This window comes from Mesobacillus sp. (assembly GCF_049588175.1).
Lineage (GTDB): Bacteria > Bacillota > Bacilli > Bacillales > Cytobacillaceae > Mesobacillus.
In genome coordinates this window covers 1-2,545 of record NZ_JBAVFI010000229.1, presented here as the reverse complement: position 1 = coordinate 2,545, position 2,545 = coordinate 1, and the positions used below count along the sequence as shown (strand labels likewise).

The following is a 2,545-nucleotide window of genomic DNA, read 5'->3' as shown; positions in this document are numbered from 1 at the left end:
CATGGGGACGGTTCTCGTGTTCCATTTCGCAGGAAAAATAACTTCATTAAAGCAAAATGCTATAAGTGTTTTATTGAGTCAGCTGCAGAAATACTGCAAATTTGCGGAGACCACTCTGTTTGGGTGGTTTCTTTTTATTTGGGCTCTGTTAAACAAGGCTGTTGATTTTCGTTCCAGGCGCTTCGCTTTCCGCGGGGCTGGCGCTGAGCCTCCTCGTCGCTTTGCTCCTGCGGGGTCTCATCTGTCCAGCTGAGCCCGCAGGAGTCTTCGCGCCTTCCACTCCAATCAACAGGTTTTCAATAACGGATCAGTGAACTGTATCTTTGTCGACAAACTGAAGCATCGGATGCTTCCCGATGCTTTTTCAATGCTTATTTTTCAAAAATGCTATTGGAAAGAAGTCGGAACAGGTAGTCTGTATGATCGCGGAAGCCTGCTTCTAGACCGATCATCGTGACATCCTTATCCTTTTCTTTCACGATTACTGCTTTGCCCTGTGCTTCACCTTTTTTCGCGTCTTCTCTCCAATGGCCGGCAACAAAGAAGTCAGAACTATCTTCATAGATTGCAGCCACCTGATCATTATCCGTGCTGGTATACCAAACTGGGCGGTAAACGAAGCCAATATCATTCTGGCTGTAACCTGCTGTTACTCCAGAACCTTGATAATCAACCGTTACAATTCCATTACTGTTGGATCCGCCGACGTTAATCTGATCATCCGTCAGACCAAGTGTTTTTGTTGCTCTAGAAGCCCCGGCACCAATAGCAATATATTTGCCGCCATCCTTCAAGAAGGATTCAAGATTTGCTTTGAATTGACCGAGCTGAGCTGGGCTTTTGAAACCAAATTCCTTATTTGCTGTTGATAGGGTAGTCGAAATTAGGTTTTCTGTACCACTGTATACAAACACATCGTATCCAGCCAAGCTTTTTTCAGCAACTTCAGCAGGAGTCACTTCACTAACGTTAAATCCGAGACGCTTGAGAGCGAGTTTTGTTCCGGAATGTGACTGAACTTTACCCATTCCGCCGTCTTTCAAGATGGCGACTTTTACATCAGAGACGTCCTCTGTATCTGCAGGTACTTGGGCCGTACCAATCTGTAGCCCGGACTGCTTTACAGCGGCCGAAATCACATTTGCAGATGCTTCAGTATAAAAATTGCCTGCAGTATCTCGTTTTACAGTAATGCCTTGCTGAAGTAATGTATTCACAAGATTTACAGCCTTTACAGAGCTATTTGGAATCAAGAATGGACCTTTTCCAGTTACTGCCCCCTGACTTTGAACCTGATTCACTTTTACAGCGGTCAGATTGAACTCATCTTCTACAGCAATTGCTTCGAATCCCCAAAGCTCTGGCAAGCTCCAAGCTGAAATATCATACATATAAGGTGTGTCTTCGGAAATATCCTCGCCATCCCAAAGCATTGTATTAGCCAGACCTGCCTTAGCCTGGTCCATTTTCACGACATATGTTCCTTTTGGATAAGACTTTCCGTCCGCAGTGAAGGATTTTGAAGCCTGAACAACCTCAATGTCGTTTTTCTGAAGGTGGGCAATCGCTTTTTGAGTAACAGTTGGATCTTCTGAATCTACTGGCAGTACATAAGCTGAAGGGAAGAAACCCTCCTCATGGAACGGATGGTCAAAATTAATACCGCGCTTGAACATTTCGATTTGGTCGGTAATCATGTCCTGCTTGTTATCAGTTGCATATTGAAGTGCACCCATGATTGCATCATACATCCACTGAACACCGTCAAGGTCATTGGTAGGCGCCTCTAGCGTATGACCATATGCTCCATGGTACATAGCGTACATTGGTGTGAAAATTGGCGGGTAATCATCCCAGCCTGCAGCGTCATCACGCTGAGGGACATAGACTCCCTCCATTGACTGATAGAGGCTGCCAGTAAATTTGTCCTTGTTCGACATGATTTGTGCTTCCATTGCCTCTGCCTGTTTATAGGCCCATTTATTGTAAAGGTCATATTCATAGTTTGGATTATGTGGAGGTGTACAAGGCTCAATCAGCCCCTGCTTATTTGGTGCATATCCTTTAACATAGCCATGGGTATCAAGGAAGACCATTGGGTTCCATTCCTTGATTAACGCTACAGTTTCCTGCGTTTCTGGCTGTGATTGCGTGATGAAGTCACGATTCAAGTCGATGCCCTCTCCATTAAAACGAGTAGCATTAATCCTGCCATCCGGATTTTGAACGACGTTGAAAATTAAGATGTTGTTCTCGAGAATTTCTTTTGTCTTGTCACCATTATCGAGAGCGAAACGCTCGATCAGCTGCATGACTGCATCACTGCCGACAAACTCTGTTCCGTGGATTGAACCGTTAATCATGACCGGAACCTTGAAGTCAGGATTATTTTGAATCCAGTCTTGAGCTTTTCCAGGATTCTTGAACATTTGTTTTCTTAAAGACTGGATTTTGCCAAACTTGCCCTGAGTATCAGGTGCAGCAATCGTGACGACATACAGAGGTTGTCCAGTAGATGATTTGCCCTTTACTTCCACCTTGATGC

At 44.7% G+C, this 2,545-nt stretch carries 1 protein-coding gene; it reads right to left on the bottom strand.

The genetic code is table 11. The features are described 5' to 3' along the window. Positions 1-371 precede the first annotated feature (371 nt). On the bottom strand, positions 372-2,545 hold a 2,174-nt coding region (locus tag WB217_RS05690), incomplete at its 5' end, for a M14 family zinc carboxypeptidase (RefSeq protein WP_423991483.1).